Origin of the sequence: Citrobacter freundii complex sp. CFNIH4 (genome assembly GCF_002934505.1) — a bacterium.
GTDB classification, from domain to species: domain Bacteria; phylum Pseudomonadota; class Gammaproteobacteria; order Enterobacterales; family Enterobacteriaceae; genus Citrobacter; species Citrobacter freundii.
Map to the genome: position 1 here is coordinate 2,860,015 of NZ_CP026231.1, position 16,427 is coordinate 2,876,441.

Here is a 16,427-nt window from a genome sequence, read left to right on the forward strand (position 1 = left end):
GATGCGCTCCTGCCGTTGTTTCATCGCTCAACCGAGCTTACTGCTGGCTTTCACGCTCAGCAATAAACGCCAGCGCTTTATTAATACGCTCAATGCTGCGGGATTTACCAATCGCATGCACTGTGACGTCTAACGCCGGAGACTGACCCGCACCGGTTACGGCTACGCGCAGCGGCATCCCAACTTTACCCATACCCACTTCCAGCTCATCAGCGGTCACCTGAATCGCGTGGTGCACGTTTTCTGCCGTCCACTCGCTGATAGCAGCCAGTTTATCGCGAACCACTTCCAGCGGCTGACGTGCTACCGGACGCAGGTGTTTCTTCGCGGCGTCCGCGTCGAACTCAGCAAAATCTTCGTAGAAGTAACGGCAGCTCTGCGCCATCTCTTTCAGCGTTTTGCAGCGCTCACCCAGCAGTTTAACCAGCTCCGACAGCTGCGGGCCGACGCGAGTATCGATATTTTCCTGCTCAATGTGCCATTGCAGATGCGTTGCCACATATTCCGGTGCCAGCGCATTAATGTAGTGATGGTTCAGCCACTGCAGTTTTTCGGTGTTGAACGCACTGGCAGACTTGCTCACCGCACCAAGGGAGAACAGTTTGATCATCTCTTCACGGGTGAAGATTTCCTGATCGCCGCTGGACCAGCCCAGACGCACCAGATAGTTCAGCAGCGCTTCCGGAAGGTAACCGTCGTCGCGATACTGCATAACGCTGACCGCACCGTGACGTTTAGAAAGTTTTTTACCATCGTCGCCGTTGATCATCGACACGTGTGCATAAACCGGCACCGGCGCATTCAGCGCTTTCAGGATGTTTATTTGACGCGGAGTGTTGTTGATATGGTCTTCACCACGAATAACGTGAGTGATTTCCATATCCCAGTCGTCGACCACCACACAGAAGTTGTAGGTCGGGGAACCGTCGGTACGGCGGATGATCAGATCGTCCAGCTCCTGGTTGCTGAATTCGATCGGCCCACGGATCTGGTCATCAAAAATAACGGATCCATCCTGCGGGTTGGCAAAACGCACCACGCATGGTTCATCAGCAGCATGATGTTCATGACCGTGGCGGCAGCGACCGTCGTAACGAGGCTTCTCACCGTTTGCCATCTGCTCTTCACGCAGCGCGTCCAGACGTTCTTTGGAGCAGTAGCATTTATACGCAGTACCGGCTTCCAGCATCTCATCAATCACGGCGTTGTAGCGATCAAAACGTTTGGTCTGGAAGTACGGACCTTCATCCCATTCCAGATTCAGCCAGTTCATGCCATCCATAATGGCTTCAATAGCTTCCGGAGTGGAGCGTTCGAGATCGGTGTCTTCAATACGCAGCACAAACTCACCGTCATGGTTACGTGCAAAAAGCCAGGAATATAGAGCAGTACGCGCACCACCGACGTGCAGGTAACCTGTCGGGCTTGGCGCGAAGCGAGTTTTGATTTTCATGAAATGGCCTTACGTTTATAAAGATGCCGACAACCGGCAAATCCTGGGAAGATTATCAGGCTCGTATTCTATCACTGTGGTCTGATTCCTCAATGTTGTTCAGGTTGGAACATCACGCTTTGCCATTTTCGTATACAAATCATGCCGCATGGATTGATTTGCGATCGTTTTGTTTAAATTTACGACGAACGAACAAATTCTTTAGAAAATGCGTTGACTCATTTTCAACTCTCCCTATAATGCGACTCCACACAGCGGGGGTGATTAGCTCAGCTGGGAGAGCACCTCCCTTACAAGGAGGGGGTCGGCGGTTCGAACCCGTCATCACCCACCAACTACTTTATGTAGTCTCCGCCGTGTAGAGTAAGAAATTGAGAAGTGGGTGATTAGCTCAGCTGGGAGAGCACCTCCCTTACAAGGAGGGGGTCGGCGGTTCGATCCCGTCATCACCCACCACTTTCTCGCCAGCTGGATTTCTTACAATAAAATTGAAGTACCGAAGTGGGTGATTAGCTCAGCTGGGAGAGCACCTCCCTTACAAGGAGGGGGTCGGCGGTTCGATCCCGTCATCACCCACCACTTCGGGTCGTTAGCTCAGTTGGTAGAGCAGTTGACTTTTAATCAATTGGTCGCAGGTTCGAATCCTGCACGACCCACCAATGTAAAAAAGCGCCCTAAAGGCGCTTTTTTGCTATCTGCGATTTATACAACTGCCTGATGCGCTACGCTTATCAGGCCTACCGACAATACTCCCTTCGTAGGCCGGATAAGACGTTAGTCGCCATCCGGCACAGATATCACATCGTCAATGCCGCTACCAGTTTCTCCAGCGCGGGTGTCGCCTGCTGTTGGTCATACACAATATATAAATCCGCCGGAATACGTTCCTCTAACGGTCGGAATACCACGCCTGGCCAACTCATCTGCGCATAACTGTCAGCAATTAACGTAATACCAATCCCCATGCTGATCATCGCCAGCACCGTTTGCGGCTCCCTCACCTCACGGATAATCATCGGGGAAAATCCAGCGCTCAGGCAAACTCGCTGCAAAAATGCCCAGTCGGTATGAATGGAGGGCATCGTGACAAAATATTCATTTCTCAACGCTTCCAGCGGTACGGATTCACAGGCGGTAAGAGCATGTTCTTCCGGTATGGCCACCAAAAATGAGGATTCATGTAAGCGCAGGCTGGTAAATCCGGGAGAGGGTTCAGTAGCCATGCGCCAAATCCCCGCATCCAGTTCACGTCTTTCCAGCATCGTCATCTGCATTGCGGGCATGTTCTCGCGAAACTGCACCTCAACGTTGGGATTTTCCTTCAGAAAACGCCGCATCACCGGACGCATTTTTCCCCACATTGCGGTACCAATGACGCCTAGCTCAATTCGCCCTGCCTCACCGCGACCAATCTGTTCCACTCGTGCCAGCGCCTGATTAGCACTGGATAACAGTCTGCGCGATTCTTCCATCAAAATTTTTCCGGCATGGGTTAACGCCACGCTGCGGGAATGACGGATAAATAGCAACGTGCCGAGCTGTTGTTCCAGCTCTTTAATATGCGTACTGAGGGGCGGTTGCGACATATTCAGGCGAGCAGCAGCGCGTCCAAAATGCAGTTCTTCTGCGACGGCAAGAAAATAACGCAGTAACTTCAGATCGATGCGGTGCGTGCGTTCCATGGATAATGCGCTCCTGAGTGAAGATTAATGCGCAAAGTTACCACATTGCATCGCAGAAAATGAAACGGCGGGTATCAGAACCCGCCGCTAAAGGAGCATTAATGTGCCAGTGATTTCTGCGCCAGTCGTTCAGGCTCATGCTTATATTTAAAGAACAATGCAAAGATAACCGCCAGGACCAGCGCGTAAGCGGCAAACACCAGCCAGATAGTTTGCCAATCCTTGACGCCATCGACAGAAAAATAGTCCACCGCCATCCCGCTCAGGATTGAACCCACCCACGCGCCAATGCCATTTACCATCGTCATAAACAACCCTTGGGCGCTGGCGCGAATGCTTGAGTCAACTTCCTGCTCGACAAATACCGATCCGGAGATGTTGAAGAAATCAAACGCGCAGCCGTAAACGATCATCGACATCAGCAGTAGCACAAAGCCAAACGGAGATGGATCGCCAAAGGCAAAGAAGCCAAAGCGCAGCGTCCACGCCAGCATACTCATCAGCATCACTGTTTTAATGCCAAAGCGTTTAAGGAAGAATGGAATAGTGAGGATAAAACCCACTTCCGCCATCTGCGAAACTGACAGCAAAATGGAGGGATATTTCACCACAAAGCTGTTGGCAAACTCAGGGTTACGGGCAAAATCATGCAGGAACGGATTGCCAAAGACGTTGGTGATTTGCAGCACCGCCCCCAGCATCATGGCAAACAAAAAGAAAATTGCCATACGCGGATTTTTAAACAAAACAAACGCATCCAGCCCCAGTTTACTGGCCAACGTGGCGGACTCTTTTTTCTCCGCAACCGGTATTTTTGGTAACGTCAGCGCATACAGAGCCAGCAGCAGCGATGCGCCTGAAGCGATATAAAGCTGTGCGCTGCTCAGTTCCAGTCCCATTAAGCTGACCGTCCACATCGCCACAATAAAACCTATCGTGCCAAATACACGAATTGGCGGGAACGCGGTGACCGGATCCTGACCCGATTGTGCAAGGCATGAATATGAGACGCTGTTCGATAACGCAATCGTCGGCATATACGCCATAGCGTTAACCAACATTACCCAGAACATGGTCTGTGGATCGGTAACGGTTGTGGCGTACAGCAACACGCCAGCACACACCAGATGGCACAGCATATAAGCGCGCTCGGCACGCAGCCACTTATCGGCAATGATCCCCATAATGCCCGGCATAATAATCGCTGCCAGCCCTTTCGAGCTGTAGACCATACCCACATTCGCGCCGGTAAAATCCAGGGTGTTAATCATGTAAGAACCCAGGGTTACCAGCCAGCTTCCCCAGATGAAATATTGCAAAAACGACATGAGCTTTAAGCGAGATGCGATACCCATTTTTCCGTTCCTTGCCATAAAGTAAGACCCCGCAAGCGGGGTCATGTTTTAATTATTCAGGCCAGTTTGCGCAAGAAGCCACAGATCAGATTGATGAAGTTCTGCCGGGAGAGTTCCGCTGCAGCCAACGTCTGTGCGTGAGATAACTTCACATCCCCCAAACCTTCCGCCAGGTTGGTGATGGCAGCCACCGCAACCACTTTCAGACCGCAGTGACGCGCAGAGATAACTTCAGGCACCACCGACATCCCCACCACGTCACCGCCAATAATTTGCATCATGCGGATTTCTGCCGCCGTTTCAAAGTTCGGTCCCGGATAAGAAACAAACACCCCTTCGCTCAGCGGAAACCCTTCTTCTGCGGCGACGGTTTGCAGGATCGCACGATAGTCAGCATCATAGGCATTCGCCAGCGAAAAGAATCGCTCACCAAAACGCTCATCGTTTAGTCCGACCATTGGTGTACCTGGCATCGTATTAATGTGATCGCTAAGCGCAACGAGACTACCTGGTCCGACTTCGGGGCGCAAAGAACCTGCGGCATTAGTACAAAATAACAGTTCGCAGCCCAGCAGCTTCAGGGTGCGAATGGCGTCGGTCATCACCGTCATGCCGCGACCTTCATAAAAATGCCCACGCCCTTTCATACAAGCCACCGGAATACCCGCCAGATTTCCCAGCACCAGCTCACCGGCATGACCATGTACAGTACTGACAGGGAATCCCGGCAATTTCTCGTAAGAGATGGCCACTGCATCCTCGATTTGATCCGCCAGAGCACCGAGGCCAGAGCCAAGAATAAAGGCTACGCGCGGGGTGAAATCGGGTTTGTAACTACGAATGATGTCGGCGCTATACCAGGGATTTTGCGAGAAAAGAGAGTGACTCATGAGATATCCTTAATACTGAGTAGTCGAAAATAATGTCGCGTACCGCACTGTTATAGCGAGACTACGCAATCGATTACCAATACCGTTTATCCCGACAACCGATAGTAAATCGGTATCGATGAGTCGCACTAAACCAGCCTGAAATCACATTTTTTTCGGGCCAGAAATGGCACAGGAATAGAGATACATGAAGATTTGGAACTTGTATTATTAAACTCCGCTCCGCCATATTGTAACTGAAGTTCTGTTCACTAATGCCGATACTCATGTTTTATGGCGTGAGGAATCCGTATGACAACGATTAACGTTTCCACCCCAACTGTTCAAAGCAGTAGTGGTGGTGGAAAAGCCCCAGCCGGGAATGACATCTCCGCTCAGATTGCACAAGTCACCCAAAAGATAACCAAGCTAACTCAGCAGCTCAAAGATATTCCCAATAGTAGTGGCAGTGTTGAGCAGAAGCGCGAACAGCAGGAACTTATTCAGACACAAATCAAGATGTTACAAGCACAGCTGGCTCAACTGTTGCGACGCCAGGCTGAGGAGTCACAGCAAAAGCAAAGCGCCGATCAGAGAAAAGCTGAGGGCATCAACACGGCTTCCGACCAACGTCAGGTCGATATTTATATCTGATACAACGGATCACGGGCACGACCAGCGGTTAATTCACTGGCCTGCATACGCACCACGTCCCACAGCGCCTGAGCCGCGGTTGATAAAGAGCGGTTTTTACGTCGAGCCAGCATCAGTTGCCGTTCAACTACCGGCGTCAGGCGCTTAACCTGCAAGTGACTGCCCTGCGGTAAGGGGAGCGCCAGCGCGGGCAGCACACTGATGCCAATCCCCGCCTCCACCATCGGGAACAGCGTGGCGGGATGACCAATCTCCTGAACGATGTTGGCATCAATGGAAAAATGGGCCAACGCCGCATCGATCAGCGGTCGACTACCGGAAGCGTAATCCTGTAACACCAAACGTTCGTGATACAAATCCTGCCAGTTCACCCACTCACGTTGGGCTAACGGATGATCCTCGCGACACAGCAGCAGGAACGGTTCGGACAGTACGGCTTCACATTGCAGGTCGGTCACCGCTCCGGGATCAATCACAATGCCAAAATCGACTTCTCCCTGGCGAATACTTTCCAGCACCCACTGCTGGGGCCTGTCGTGCAGCACAAAATCGATCGCAGGATAAAGCTCATTACTCTGGGCAATACACTGTGGAATAAGGTGAGCAGAGATTGTCTGGCTGGCGGCAACACGCACCGTTCCGGTTAACTGTGTCCCCACCTGGCCTGCTTCACGCAGCGTGCTGTGCAGTTCATCCAGAATACGTTCCAGGCGCGTCGCCAACTGGTGCCCCGCTTCCGTCAGCACCACTTCCCGCGTTGTTCTATCTAACAACCGCACCCCCGTCTGAGCTTCAAGCTCTTTAACGCTGTGGCTGACCGCAGACTGGCTTAAGCCAATAATATCCCCCGCCCGGCTAAAGCTTTTGGCCTGAGCGACGGTAACAAAGATACGGAGCTGACGCAGAGAGTAATTCATCTATTCGATTCATATATGGATGCAATAAATCAATTTTATTTCTCAAATGGAAAAACGCAAAATGTTGCTACTGAATTTCAGGAGCTTTTATGAAACTTTTTCGTATCCTTGATCCGTTCACGATTACGTTGATTACGGTCGTATTACTGGCGTCCTTTTTCCCAGCCGAAGGTGGCTTTGTGCCTTTCTTTGAAGGCTTAACCACCGCCGCCATTGCCCTGCTGTTTTTTATGCACGGGGCCAAGCTCTCTCGTGAGGCAATTATTGCCGGCGGTAGTCACTGGCGTTTGCATCTGTGGGTGATGTGCAGCACGTTTGTTGTTTTCCCGGTGCTGGGCGTTCTGTTCGCCTGGTGGGCGCCGGTTAATGTTGACCCGATGCTGTACACCGGTTTCCTGTACCTGTGTATTTTGCCGGCCACGGTGCAGTCGGCAATCGCCTTTACGTCGCTGGCGGGGGGGAACGTTGCCGCCGCCGTGTGTTCCGCTTCGGCCTCCAGCCTGCTGGGTATTTTTCTCTCGCCGTTGCTGGTTGGCCTGGTCATGAATATGCATGGCGCAGAAGGCAGCCTGGAGCAGGTGGGGAAAATCATGCTGCAGCTGCTGCTGCCGTTCGTACTGGGACATCTTTCGCGTCCGTGGATTGGTAACTGGGTGTCCCGACATAAAAAATGGATTGCAAAAACGGATCAATCATCCATTTTACTGGTGGTTTACTCCGCCTTCAGTGAAGCCGTGGTTAACGGGATCTGGCACAAAGTGGGGATTGGCTCACTGCTGTTTATCGTGGTGGTCAGCATCGTATTGCTGGCAATCGTGATTGGCATCAACGTCTTTGTTGCGCGTAAATGCGGCTTCAACAAGGCCGATGAGATCACCATTGTCTTTTGCGGATCGAAAAAGAGCCTGGCGAATGGGATCCCAATGGCAAATATTCTGTTCCCGACGTCAGTGATAGGAATGATGGTGCTGCCGCTGATGATCTTCCATCAAATTCAGTTGATGGTTTGTGCCGTGCTGGCACGTCGCTACAAGCAACAGACGGACGCATTGCAGGCGCAGCAGAAAAGCCGCGCCGCAAAGGCTTAAAGCGGGCGTTTCAGGGGCTGCACCAGTTGCGTCAGCCCTTCAGTTTTAATCAGCAGCGTGATTTGCATCAGTTCGCCGAGCTTGCCCGGCGGGAATTCATCCTTACGGGCAAACCACAGCAGATACTCTTCCGGTACATCAATCAGCCGACGCCCTTTATATTTGCCAAAGGGCATCACGGTATTGGCGATTTCAACCAGCTGCTCTTTTTCCATCTCAGGCACCCAGTAAGCGGATCATTTCAGCTTCGTCGATCACTTCAATGCCCAACTCCTGCGCTTTTGCCAGTTTAGAGCCCGCCGCTTCCCCCGCAATCACTAGATCGGTTTTCTTCGACACGCTACCGGCCACTTTTGCCCCGAGCTCGGTCAGTCGTGCTTTGGCATCATCGCGTGACATCAGGCTCAGGCTCCCGGTCAGCACCACCGTCTTACCCGCAAAGGGGCTGTCGATTTCTTCAGCGTTGATAACCACCGGCGCTGGCCAGTGAATCCCCTGCTCCAAAAGCTGGACGATCACCTCGCGGTTACTCTCTTCGGCAAAGAAATTAAACACGTGGGTCGCCACCACGATGCCGACATCCGGCACTTTTTGCAGCTCTTCAACAGAGGCGGCTTCCAGCGCGTCGAGCGTGCCGAAATATGCAGCCAGACCTGCAGCCGTCGCTTCGCCAACTTCACGAATACCCAGCGCATAGAGGAAACGGGCAAACGTGGTCTCTTTCGCTTTTTCCAGCGCATTCACTACGTTTTGCGCAGACTTCGGCCCCATGCGATCAAGACCGGTCAGCTTACCTGCGGTCAGCGTGAAGAGATCCGCTGGCGTATGGACATACTCTTTCTCGACCAGTTGATCGATAATTTTGTCGCCCATGCCGTCGACGTCCAGCGCACGGCGGGAAACGAAGTGTTTCAATGATTCCTTCCGCTGTGCCCCGCAGATTAAACCTCCGGTACAGCGAGCAACCGCTTCGCCTACCACACGCTCAACGTCAGAGTTGCATACCGGACAGTGGGTGGGAAACTCGATTTCGCGGGTATCGTCCGGACGCTCGGAAATCACGACGTTCACTACCTGCGGGATGACATCGCCCGCACGGCGAATGACGACTTTATCGCCAATACGCAAACCAAGACGCTCAATTTCATCCGCATTGTGCAAGGTGGCGTTACTGACCAACACCCCGGCAACCTGAACTGGCTCAAGGCGGGCGACAGGCGTAATCGCCCCTGTACGTCCTACCTGAAACTCAACATCGCGGACAAAGGTCATCTGCTCCTGTGCCGGGAACTTAAAGGCCACCGCCCAGCGCGGCGCGCGAGCAACAAAGCCCAGTTGCTCCTGCAACGCCATGGAGTTGACTTTAATCACCACGCCGTCGATATCGAAGCCCAGCGTCGGTCGGTCTTCTTCAACCTTATGATAGTAAGCAAGTACTTCCTCCGGAGAGTCGCAAAGCGCCACTCTGTCGCTCACCGGCAATCCCCACTCTTTAAATTGCAGCAGACGGCCCAGATGGGTATCGGGCAACACACCACCTTCCAGCACACCAACGCCATAGCAGAAGAAAGTAAGCGGTCGCTTCGCTGTGATACGCGGATCGAGCTGGCGTAATGACCCAGCCGCCGCATTTCGCGGGTTAGCAAACACTTTGTTGCCAGTACGGCGGGCCTCTTCGTTGATTTTTTCAAACCCGGCCTGCGGCAGGAACACCTCGCCGCGCACTTCCAGACGCGTCGGAATGTTATCGCCGCGCAGCTTTAACGGGATCGCACGAATGGTGCGCACGTTCGAGGTAATGTCTTCCCCGGTGGTGCCATCGCCGCGCGTTGCGGCGCTAACCAGCACGCCGTTTTCATAGAGAATACTCACCGCCAGCCCGTCAAGCTTCAGCTCACAGCACCAGGTTAGTTTGTCCGTACTCTTCAGTCGGTCCTGTACGCGCTTGTTAAAGGCGAGAAAACTCTCTTCATCAAACACGTTATCCAGCGACAGCATCGGCACTTCATGGCGAATCTGACTGAACGCCGTTAACGGGGCGGCGCCAACGCGTTGAGTTGGCGAGTCAGGGGTAATAAGGTCCGGATGCTGCGCTTCCAGCTCGCGGAGTTCGCGCAGCAGACGATCGTATTCCGCATCGGGAATTTCCGGCGCGTCCATCACATGGTAGAGATACTCATGATGGCGAAGCGTGGTTCGCAGTTCTGTCAGTTGTTGTTCGATTGATTCCATATCGCACCATCAATGATAAAAAACCCCCGACAGGCGGGGGTTTAGCAAGGAGATGTCACGCCAAAGGAGAATCAGGCGCGAGATTCTTTAACTTCGCGGATGCGGTCCTGATACTCGCGCAGTTTCTGCGGCGTCATCATGCGACGTTGATCGTCAAGCACCACACCACCCACTTCATCGGCGATGTGCTGTGCGGACTGCAGCATCAGCTTAAAGTTTTGCAGCTCGTCCCCATAGGACGGAACCTGCATAAAAATAGTTACGCCAGGGGTGCTGAAATCACCCGTCATTTCGGGGTCAAACGTTCCTGGGTTAACCATATTGGCAAGACTGAACAGCGACGGACCGCTGCCATCCGGGCTCAAATGACGATGGAAAATATTCATATCGCCAAATTTAAAGCCGGCTTGCTGAATGCTATTGAGCAGCACTTCACCGTTGAGCTCGCTACCGTGATGCGCCGCAACGTTCATAATAATGACCGCTTCTTTACGCTGCGGTTTTTCAGCAGCAGGCGCTTCTTCAACTACCGGCTCAGGCTGCGGTTGATGTTCAACGGCAGGCTCTGCGGGCTGGAAAGTCTGCGGCGCAGGTTGCGGTGCTTGCTGCACGGGCTGCTGAACCTGCGGAGCAACGGGCTGATGCTGCATCGGCTGCTGTACAGGTTGTTGCTGAACAGGCTGATGTTGCACCGGCTGCTGCGGTTGTACAGGCTGCGGCTGAGCATGCGGCGGCGGTACCGGCGCTTGTGCAGGCTGCTGCGCGGGTTGACGCGGCTGAGCCGACGCATAAGGCGGCTGGTACTGGTGTTGCGGCGACTGAGGAGGAACACCATGTTCCTGCGCGTTACCGGGAGCATGATTCACACGATGAACGCGAACTTCGCCCACGCCTTCGTCTTCCTCGACGTTGTCGTCGAACGAATCCTCGTCTTCACGTTTAGACTTCATGCGTTTCAGTGGGCGATCGCGGAATATAGAAGACCGCTCTTTACGGCTAGTCCAAAAACCATGTACCAGTAAAGCGATTATGGCGATCGCGCCAACAATGATTAATATCAGACGCAAATCCTGCATCATTATATTCTCTGTTGTTCTAACACCTTGCCACCACGGCAAACATTTACTCACTAAGAGTATTTGTCGATTACGCCAAGTGCAAGTGCACTCTTGGCTTTCACGGCATAAAGATGAACAAAATTGTGCTTTTTGCTTTTTTTTCGAACATTTCTGAACAGCTTAACGCTCAACAACCCGGTAAGATACGCAAAGTTTACCAGAGCTTATATAACAAGGAGTATGTCCTGACCATGGTTTCATCATCTGCAGTCGTACCTCGCAGCGGCCTTTATTACTTTTCACAGGGATGGAGGCTCATCACCCAACCGGGCATTCGTCGCTTTGTCATCCTGCCTTTGCTGGTGAATATCCTGCTGATGGGCGGCGCATTCTGGTGGCTATTCACACAACTCGATAGCTGGATCCCCGCGCTGATGAGTCACGTCCCTGACTGGCTTCAGTGGCTCAGCTACTTGCTGTGGCCGATTGTCACTATCTCCGTACTACTGGTGTTCGGCTACCTCTTTTCCACCATAGCCAACTGGATTGCCGCGCCGTTTAACGGTCTGCTGGCTGAACAACTGGAAGCGCGCTTAACGGGCGCAACACCGCCTGACACCGGTGTTCTCGGCATCATGAAAGATGTTCCCCGTATTATGAAACGTGAATGGCAAAAGCTGGCGTGGTATCTCCCGCGCGCCATCGTGTTGCTGATCCTCTATTTCATTCCGGGTATTGGGCAGACCGTCGCCCCGGTGCTGTGGTTCCTGTTCAGCGCATGGATGCTGGCCATTCAGTACTGCGATTATCCGTTTGATAACCATAAGGTGCCTTTTAAGGAGATGCGCGTCGCGCTGCGTACACGCAAGGTCACCAATATGCAGTTCGGCGCGCTGACCAGCCTGTTCACCATGATTCCGGTGCTCAATCTGTTCATCATGCCGGTCGCGGTTTGTGGTGCCACGGCGATGTGGGTAGACTGCTATCGTGCTAAGCACGCGTTATGGAAGTAATGCAAAAATGTGTAAATGCGGGCTGGCTTATGCCCGCTCTTATTCCATACTGCAAGGCATTATTTCCCATCAGCATATAGATATGCGATTTCCTTACTTCCCCATACTTTCTCAACAGGTATGCTGAAGCGGTATCCCAATTTCATACAGTTAAGGACAGGCCATGAGTAAGATTTTTGAAGACAACTCGCTGACTATCGGTCATACGCCGCTGGTTCGACTGAACCGTATCGGTAACGGACGCATTCTGGCGAAGGTGGAATCTCGTAACCCGAGCTTTAGCGTCAAATGCCGTATCGGTGCCAATATGATTTGGGATGCCGAAAAACGTGGTGTACTTAAACCGGGTGTTGAGCTGGTAGAACCGACCAGCGGCAACACGGGGATTGCGCTAGCCTACGTTGCCGCAGCCCGCGGTTACAAACTGACTCTGACCATGCCGGAAACGATGAGCATTGAGCGCCGCAAGCTGTTGAAAGCTCTGGGTGCGAATCTGGTGCTGACCGAAGGCGCAAAAGGGATGAAGGGTGCAATCCAGAAAGCGGAAGAAATTGTCGCCAGCGATCCGGAGAAGTTCCTGCTGCTGCAGCAGTTCAGCAACCCGGCGAACCCGGAAATTCACGAAAAAACCACCGGCCCGGAAATCTGGGAAGATACCGATGGCCAGGTTGATGTCTTTATTTCCGGCGTCGGTACCGGCGGTACATTGACTGGTGTGACCCGCTACATCAAAGGCACTAAAGGTAAAACCGATCTGATCACCGTCGCGGTTGAACCTACCGACTCCCCGGTTATCGCCCAGGCGCTGGCGGGTGAAGAACTTAAACCGGGCCCACATAAAATTCAGGGGATTGGCGCGGGTTTCATTCCAGGCAACCTTGATCTGAAACTTATCGATAAAGTCGTCGCCATCACCAATGATGAAGCAATCTCTACTGCACGTCGCCTGATGGAAGAAGAAGGTATTCTGGCGGGCATTTCTTCCGGCGCTGCTGTTGCTGCCGCGCTTAAGCTGCAGGAAGATGAAACCTTTACCAATAAGAATATAGTGGTTATTCTACCGTCATCGGGTGAGCGTTATCTGAGCACTGCACTGTTTGCCGATCTTTTCACAGAGAAAGAACTGCAACAGTAATGCCAGCATGTTAAAAACGCGTAAAAAAGCACCCTTTTGGGTGCTTTTTTGTGGCCTGCTTCAAAGTTTCAACTCGCCTGGCATTGATTCAACCCACCAGAACTGGTATTTAACCAAGCTAATTATTTTGATGCGCGAAATTAATCGTTACAGGAAAAGCGCTAGCTGAATCGATTTTATGATTTGGTTCAACTCTTCCTTTCGCGGCATAATGTTTAATGACGAACGAAACGTCAGCGGCAAGAAGTTGCCAGCAACGGATTGCACCGAACTCCTTTTGTGTCGCGTCCAGTTTACGCCGATGCTAACAATACAGGCTAAAGTTGAACCGCCAGGCTAGACTTTAGTTCCACAACACTAAACCTATAAGTTGGGGAAATATAATGTTCCAGCAAGAAGTTACCATTACCGCTCCGAACGGTCTGCATACTCGCCCTGCTGCTCAGTTTGTTAAAGAAGCAAAAGGCTTTACTTCTGATATTACTGTGACTTCCAACGGCAAAAGCGCTAGCGCCAAAAGCCTGTTTAAACTGCAGACTCTGGGCCTGACTCAGGGTACCGTTGTTACCCTGTCCGCAGAAGGTGAAGACGAGCAGAAAGCAGTTGAGCATCTGGTTAAACTGATGGCTGAACTCGAGTAAGTTCAACGAGTTCTTTTAAATATCAGTCACAAGTAAGGTAGGGTTATGATTTCAGGCATTTTAGCATCCCCGGGTATCGCTTTCGGTAAAGCATTGCTACTGAAAGAAGACGAAATCGTCATTGACCGGAAAAAAATTTCTGCCGACAAGGTTGATCAGGAAGTTGAACGTTTTCTGAGCGGTCGTGCCAAGGCATCTGCGCAACTGGAAGCGATCAAAACCAAAGCTGGTGAAACGTTCGGTGAAGAAAAAGAAGCCATCTTTGAAGGGCATATCATGCTGCTCGAAGATGAGGAGCTGGAGCAGGAAATCATAGCCCTGATTAAAGATAAGCACATGACGGCTGATGCAGCCGCGCATGAAGTTATCGAAGGTCAGGCCACAGCCCTGGAAGAGCTGGATGATGAATACCTGAAAGAACGTGCGGCTGACGTACGTGACATCGGTAAACGCCTGCTGCGTAACATCCTGGGTCTGGCAATTATCGACCTGAGCGCTATTCAGGAAGAAGTTATCCTGGTAGCCGCAGACCTGACCCCGTCAGAAACCGCACAGCTGAACCTGAACAAGGTGCTGGGTTTCATTACTGACGCGGGCGGACGTACCTCCCATACCTCTATCATGGCGCGTTCTCTGGAACTGCCTGCCATCGTCGGTACGGGTAGCGTCACCTCTCAGGTTAAAAACGACGACTATCTGATTCTGGATGCCGTAAACAATCAGGTTTACGTCAATCCGACCAACGACGTTATCGAGCAACTGCGTGCCGTTCAGGAGCAGGTTGCAACCGAGAAAGCGGAACTCGCTAAGCTGAAAGATCTGCCGGCTATCACGCTGGACGGACATCAGGTTGAAGTTTGCGCCAATATCGGTACCGTTCGTGACGTTGAAGGCGCTGAACGTAACGGCGCTGAAGGTGTGGGTCTGTACCGCACCGAATTCCTGTTCATGGACCGTGAATCGCTGCCAACTGAAGAAGAACAGTTTGCTGCGTATAAAGCCGTTGCTGAAGCCTGTGGCTCTCAGGCGGTCATCGTTCGCACCATGGACATCGGCGGCGATAAAGAACTGCCGTACATGAATTTCCCGAAAGAAGAGAACCCGTTCCTGGGCTGGCGTGCCGTGCGTATCGCCATGGATCGTAAAGAGATCCTGCGTGACCAGGTTCGCGCGATTCTGCGCGCCTCTGCTTTCGGTAAACTGCGCATTATGTTCCCAATGATCATCTCTGTTGAAGAAGTGCGTGCACTGCGCAAAGAGATTGAAATCTACAAACAGGAACTGCGCGACGAAGGTAAAGCATTTGACGAGAGCATTGAGATTGGCGTGATGGTGGAAACACCGGCTGCGGCAACAATTGCGCGTCATTTAGCCAAAGAAGTTGATTTCTTTAGTATCGGCACCAATGATTTAACGCAGTACACCCTGGCAGTTGACCGTGGTAATGATATGATTTCACACCTTTACCAACCGATGTCGCCATCTGTGCTGACGCTGATCAAGCAAGTTATTGATGCTTCTCATGCTGAAGGCAAATGGACTGGCATGTGTGGTGAGCTTGCAGGCGACGAACGTGCTACACTTCTGTTGCTGGGGATGGGTCTGGACGAATTCTCTATGAGCGCCATTTCTATCCCGCGCATTAAGAAGATTATCCGTAACACGAACTTCGAAGATGCGAAGGTGTTAGCAGAGCAGGCTCTTGCTCAACCGACAACGGACGAGTTAATGACGCTGGTTAACAAGTTCATTGAAGAAAAAACAATCTGCTAATCCACGAGATGCGGCCCAATTTACTGCTTAGGAGAAGATCATGGGTTTGTTCGATAAACTGAAATCTCTGGTTTCTGATGATAAGAAAGACACCGGAACTATTGAGATTGTTGCTCCGCTCTCTGGCGAGATCGTCAACATCGAAGACGTGCCGGATGTAGTTTTTGCTGAAAAAATCGTTGGTGATGGCATCGCTATCAAACCAACCGGTAACAAAATGGTTGCTCCTGTTGACGGCACCATCGGCAAAATCTTTGAAACCAACCACGCTTTCTCTATCGAATCCGACAGCGGCATTGAGCTGTTTGTTCACTTCGGTATTGATACCGTTGAACTGAAAGGCGAAGGCTTCAAACGCATCGCTGAAGAAGGTCAGCGCGTGAAAGTGGGCGACCCGGTTATTGAATTCGATCTGCCGCTGCTGGAAGAAAAAGCCAAGTCTACCCTGACTCCGGTTGTTATCTCCAACATGGACGAAATCAAAGAACTGATCAAACTGTCCGGTAGCGTGACCGTGGGTGAAACCCCGGTTATCCGCATCAAGAAGTAATTCTTGC

Annotated in this window: 15 protein-coding genes and 4 tRNA genes; 11 read left to right on the forward strand and 8 right to left on the reverse strand. The window is 51.9% G+C overall.

The window, feature by feature from the left end:
- Positions 1 to 37: 37 nt before the first annotated feature.
- A complete protein-coding gene (gene gltX / locus C2U41_RS14765; RefSeq protein WP_103849031.1) occupies positions 38 to 1,453 on the reverse strand; it encodes a glutamate--tRNA ligase in 1,416 nt (471 codons plus the stop codon).
- A 258-nt stretch (positions 1,454 to 1,711) separates the two neighbouring features.
- Between gltX and C2U41_RS14770 the strand changes: the two genes are divergently transcribed.
- From C2U41_RS14770 to C2U41_RS14785, 4 genes are all read left to right on the forward strand, one after another.
- Positions 1,712 to 1,787: transfer RNA gene (locus C2U41_RS14770), tRNA-Val, on the forward strand.
- A 46-nt stretch (positions 1,788 to 1,833) separates the two neighbouring features.
- Positions 1,834 to 1,909, forward strand: a tRNA-Val gene (locus C2U41_RS14775).
- A 47-nt stretch (positions 1,910 to 1,956) separates the two neighbouring features.
- Positions 1,957 to 2,032 (forward strand) — tRNA-Val (locus C2U41_RS14780).
- Positions 2,033 to 2,036: 4 nt separating this feature from the next.
- A tRNA-Lys gene (locus C2U41_RS14785) sits at positions 2,037 to 2,112 on the forward strand.
- A 138-nt stretch (positions 2,113 to 2,250) separates the two neighbouring features.
- On the opposite strand, the gene C2U41_RS14790 is transcribed toward C2U41_RS14785, so the two are convergent.
- The 3 genes from C2U41_RS14790 to xapA form a co-directional block, all read right to left on the reverse strand.
- Positions 2,251 to 3,135 (reverse strand): LysR family transcriptional regulator, encoded by an 885-nt coding sequence (locus tag C2U41_RS14790; RefSeq protein ID WP_003838579.1) that lies wholly within the window; start codon positions 3,133 to 3,135, stop codon positions 2,251 to 2,253.
- 98 nt (positions 3,136 to 3,233) lie between these two features.
- Positions 3,234 to 4,490, reverse strand: a complete 1,257-nt coding sequence (locus C2U41_RS14795; RefSeq protein ID WP_103849030.1) for a nucleoside permease — start codon at positions 4,488 to 4,490, stop codon at positions 3,234 to 3,236.
- Between the two features lie 56 nt (positions 4,491 to 4,546).
- A complete protein-coding gene (gene xapA, locus C2U41_RS14800) occupies positions 4,547 to 5,380 on the reverse strand; it encodes a xanthosine phosphorylase (RefSeq protein WP_003838576.1) in 834 nt (277 codons plus the stop codon).
- Positions 5,381 to 5,671: 291 nt separating this feature from the next.
- On the opposite strand from xapA, the gene C2U41_RS14805 reads away from it, so the two are divergent.
- On the forward strand, positions 5,672 to 6,013 hold the full coding sequence (locus C2U41_RS14805) for a FlxA-like family protein (protein ID WP_032937809.1): 342 nt from the start codon (positions 5,672 to 5,674) through the stop codon (positions 6,011 to 6,013).
- On the opposite strand, the gene C2U41_RS14810 is transcribed toward C2U41_RS14805, so the two are convergent.
- Complete coding sequence (locus C2U41_RS14810; protein WP_046670126.1) at positions 6,004 to 6,930, reverse strand: LysR family transcriptional regulator; 927 nt, start codon at positions 6,928 to 6,930, stop codon at positions 6,004 to 6,006. The two genes, C2U41_RS14805 and C2U41_RS14810, sit on opposite strands and share 10 nt — an antisense overlap.
- Before the next feature lie 89 nt (positions 6,931 to 7,019).
- Between C2U41_RS14810 and C2U41_RS14815 the strand changes: the two genes are divergently transcribed.
- Positions 7,020 to 8,018 (forward strand): bile acid:sodium symporter family protein, encoded by a 999-nt coding sequence (locus tag C2U41_RS14815; RefSeq protein ID WP_003038103.1) that lies wholly within the window; start codon positions 7,020 to 7,022, stop codon positions 8,016 to 8,018.
- Here C2U41_RS14815 and C2U41_RS14820 read toward each other — a convergent pair.
- The 3 genes from C2U41_RS14820 to zipA all read right to left on the reverse strand — a co-directional run bounded on the left by C2U41_RS14820 (position 8,015) and on the right by zipA (position 11,329).
- Positions 8,015 to 8,233, reverse strand: a complete 219-nt coding sequence (locus tag C2U41_RS14820; protein WP_003038102.1) for a DUF3820 family protein — start codon at positions 8,231 to 8,233, stop codon at positions 8,015 to 8,017. The two genes, C2U41_RS14815 and C2U41_RS14820, sit on opposite strands and share 4 nt — an antisense overlap.
- Position 8,234: 1 nt before the next feature.
- Complete coding sequence (ligA, locus tag C2U41_RS14825; protein ID WP_060855395.1) at positions 8,235 to 10,250, reverse strand: NAD-dependent DNA ligase LigA; 2,016 nt, start codon at positions 10,248 to 10,250, stop codon at positions 8,235 to 8,237.
- 71 nt (positions 10,251 to 10,321) lie between these two features.
- The gene (zipA, locus tag C2U41_RS14830) at positions 10,322 to 11,329 is read right to left on the reverse strand and encodes a cell division protein ZipA (protein WP_003038097.1); all 1,008 of its coding nucleotides are present in this window, start codon (positions 11,327 to 11,329) and stop codon (positions 10,322 to 10,324) included.
- Positions 11,330 to 11,559: 230 nt separating this feature from the next.
- On the opposite strand from zipA, the gene cysZ reads away from it, so the two are divergent.
- The 5 genes from cysZ (at position 11,560) to crr (ending at position 16,420) form a co-directional block, all read left to right on the forward strand.
- On the forward strand, positions 11,560 to 12,321 hold the full coding sequence (cysZ, locus tag C2U41_RS14835; RefSeq protein ID WP_103849029.1) for a sulfate transporter CysZ: 762 nt from the start codon (positions 11,560 to 11,562) through the stop codon (positions 12,319 to 12,321).
- A gap of 163 nt (positions 12,322 to 12,484) precedes the next feature.
- Entirely contained in the window at positions 12,485 to 13,456 is a 972-nt protein-coding gene (gene cysK, locus C2U41_RS14840) for a cysteine synthase A (RefSeq protein ID WP_003038091.1), read from the forward strand.
- A gap of 383 nt (positions 13,457 to 13,839) precedes the next feature.
- Positions 13,840 to 14,097, forward strand: coding sequence for a phosphocarrier protein Hpr (gene ptsH, locus C2U41_RS14845; RefSeq protein ID WP_003038086.1), 258 nt, complete (start codon positions 13,840 to 13,842; stop codon positions 14,095 to 14,097).
- A 45-nt stretch (positions 14,098 to 14,142) separates the two neighbouring features.
- Positions 14,143 to 15,870, forward strand: coding sequence for a phosphoenolpyruvate-protein phosphotransferase PtsI (gene ptsI / locus C2U41_RS14850; protein ID WP_003038080.1), 1,728 nt, complete (start codon positions 14,143 to 14,145; stop codon positions 15,868 to 15,870).
- Positions 15,871 to 15,910: 40 nt separating this feature from the next.
- Positions 15,911 to 16,420, forward strand: a complete 510-nt coding sequence (gene crr / locus C2U41_RS14855) for a PTS glucose transporter subunit IIA (RefSeq protein WP_000522253.1) — start codon at positions 15,911 to 15,913, stop codon at positions 16,418 to 16,420.
- Positions 16,421 to 16,427: the final 7 nt, after the last annotated feature.